This window comes from Bradyrhizobium sp. INPA03-11B, assembly GCF_040446015.1.
Lineage (GTDB): Bacteria > Pseudomonadota > Alphaproteobacteria > Rhizobiales > Xanthobacteraceae > Bradyrhizobium > Bradyrhizobium macuxiense_A.
The window spans coordinates 1-2967 of sequence record NZ_JASGSR010000246.1; the positions used below are offsets into that span (position 1 = coordinate 1).

At 67.6% G+C, this 2967-nt stretch carries 2 protein-coding genes; both read left to right on the top strand.

What is annotated here, in order from left to right; translation table 11 throughout:
- Positions 1-75 precede the first annotated feature (75 nt).
- Complete coding sequence (locus QMZ05_RS40610) at positions 76-1482, top strand: MFS transporter (RefSeq protein WP_353705858.1); 1407 nt, start codon at positions 76-78, stop codon at positions 1480-1482.
- A gap of 115 nt (positions 1483-1597) precedes the next feature.
- Positions 1598-2872, top strand: coding sequence for an NAD(P)/FAD-dependent oxidoreductase (locus tag QMZ05_RS40615; RefSeq protein WP_353705859.1), 1275 nt, complete (start codon positions 1598-1600; stop codon positions 2870-2872).
- The last annotated feature ends 95 nt before the right edge of the window (positions 2873-2967 follow it).

The window sequence follows — 2967 nt, forward strand, 5'->3', positions numbered from 1 at the left end:
TCCTTTGCCCGTCCCGGTTCGTCCTTGCCGGCGAAGCGCGCCGCAAGCCCCGCGGCACGTCAACGGAGAACCACCATGCAGACCCCTGAACAGCGCACCGAACAGCGCTGGGTGCTCGGCCTCACTGCGCTGGCATCCTTCATGATGGCGCTGGACGCCATGATCATGACCACGGCCTTCGCCACCATCCGCGCCGATTTCGGTAGCGCCGTGGAGACGCTGCAATGGACCGTCAACGCCTTCAATCTGACCTTCGCGGTGCTGCTGCTGACAGGTGCGGCGCTCGGCGACCGCTTCGGGCGGCGCAGGATGTTTGCGGCCGGCATTGGCCTGTTCGTCGTGGCGTCCGCGGCCTGCGCGCTGGCCGGCAACGCCGCGGCACTGATCGCCGCCCGCGCCTTACAAGGCGCAGGTGCGGCGCTGGTGATGCCGCTGGCGATGGCGATCCTGAGCGGCGCGTTCGGCCGCGAGGAGCGCGCCCGCGCGCTCGGCATTTTCAGCGGCATCACCGGATGCGCGCTGATCATCGGCCCCGCGATCGGCGGCTTCATCACCGAGCATCTCGGCTGGCGCTGGATCTTCTGGATCAACCTGCCGATCGGCCTGGTCGCGATTGGTCTCGTGCTGGCCCGGCTGCGCGAGAGTTTTGGACCCGCAGCGCCGCTCGACGTCACCGGACTGATACTGGTCGCACTCGCGGCGCTGGCTTTGGTCTGGGGCCTGTTGCGCGGCAACGGCGCCGGATGGGCCAGCGCGGAAGTCATGGGCGCCCTGATCGCCGGTGCTGCGCTGGCCCTGATGTTCGTGCTGTGGGAGCTGAGCGCCACCAGCCCGATGGTGCCGATGCGGCTGTTTGCGGCAAGGCCGTTCGCGTCCGGCATGACTGCGAGCGTGCTGTTCTACGCCGCGATGTATGGCGTGCTGTTCCTGCTGCCGCAATTCCTGCAGACCGTGCTTGGCTTCGACGCCTTCGGCGCCGGGCTTCGCCTGATCCCGTGGACCGCGACATTGTTTGTCACGGCGCCGATCGCAGGCGCCGTCGTCAACCGCTTCGGCGAGCGCACGCTTGTGGTCACCGGCCTCCTGATGCAGGCGGCCGGGCTCGGCTGGATCAGCGAGATCGTGAGTCCCACGGTGTCCTATTCCGCGCTGGTCGCGCCGCTGGTGCTGGCCGGCGTCGGCGTGTCGATGGCGATGCCGGCCGCGCAGAACGCGGTGCTGAGCTCCGTTGCGGTCAGCGAGATGGGCAAGGCGTCGGGCATCTTCAACATGGGCCGCTTCCTCGGCGGGATGTTCGGCATCGCATCGCTGGTGGCGAGCTTCGTCGCCAACGGCGCAGCCGATTCGTCCGGACATTTCAGCAATGGATTCACTGCGGCGATGAGCCTTGCGGCAATGCTGTCATTCGCCGGCGCGGTCGCGGGACTGTTCCTGCCGACGCGGCGACAGGTCGTCGCCAAGGCCGCGCCGCAGGACGCGTGAAACACACAGCGATTGGGTTTTGCTATCGGGCGATCAAGCAATTCGTATTGGAATGAGGCCGCGAATGAATACATAATCAAGCGACGAAGCCGTTCGAAACCGAGGGCGACATCAGATGACGCAAGCGCCGGCCAAACCTCATCGCGTGGTGATCGTCGGCGCCGGCTTCGGCGGACTGGAAGCCGCCTTCGGCCTTCGTGGCGCGCCGGTCGAGATCACGCTGATCGACCGCCGCAACCACCATCTGTTCCAGCCGCTGCTCTACCAGGTCGCGACTGCATCGCTTGCCACGAGCGAAATCGCCTGGCCGATCCGCTATCTCCTCCGCGACCGGCCGGAGGTGACGACGCTGTTCGCCAATGTCTGCGGCATCGACGCGGCGCAGAAGCAGGTGCAGCTCGACGACGGCGGCAGCATTCCCTATGACACGCTGATCCTCGCCACCGGCGCGCGCCACGCCTATTTCGGCCATGACGAATGGGAGCCGTTCGCGCCCGGCCTGAAGACGCTGGAGGACGCCACCACGCTCAGGCGGCGCATCCTGGTCGCATTCGAACGCGCCGAGCGCGAACCTGATCCCGACAAGCGCGCGGCGCTCTTGACCTTTGTCATCATCGGCGCCGGGCCGACCGGCGTCGAGATGGCCGGCACCATCGCCGACCTCGCCAACGACACGCTGCCGCAGGACTTCCGCCACATCGACACGCGCAAGGCGCGCGTGGTGCTGATCGAGGCCGGGCCGCGCGTGCTGGCCGGCTTCCCCGACGATCTCTCGGCCTATGCGCAGGCGTCGCTGGAAAAACTCGGCGTCGAGGTGATGCTGGGCGAGCCGGTCACAGAATGCTCGGCCGACGGCGTGGTGTTCGGCGGCAGGCGGCTGGAGGCGCGCACCATCGTCTGGGCCGCCGGCGTGCGCGCCTCGCGCGCCGCCGAGTGGCTAAACGCACCGGCGGATCGCGCGCATCGACTGCAGGTCGAGGCTGATCTGACCGTGCCCGGCCATCCCGATGTCTTCGCAGTCGGCGACACCATCACGATCAAGGGTCCCGACGGCAATCCGGTGCCCGGCATCGCGCCGGCCGCCAAGCAGGAGGGGCGCTACGTCGCCGCCCTGATCAAGGCCCGGCTCGACGGCAAGACGCTGCCGCCGTTCCGCTACAAGCATGCCGGCAGCCTGGCGCAGATCGGCAAGAAGAAAGCGGTGATCGATTTCGGCTGGCTCAAGCTGCGCGGCTCGCTGGCATGGTGGATCTGGGGTCTCGCCCACATCTACTTCCTGATCGGCGTGCGCCACCGGATTGCGGTAGCGATGAACTGGCTCTGGATCCACACCCGCGACCAGCGCGCCGCGCGGCTGATCACCCAAGGCAGCAGCAAGGTCGCGCAGTAGGCGCGATCGCACGGCCGCGCTAACCCTTGTCCTGTCACCAGTACAAGGCGCGCTAAGCTCTACGGCTCGGCCGGTGGAGCTACCTCCTCTTAGTC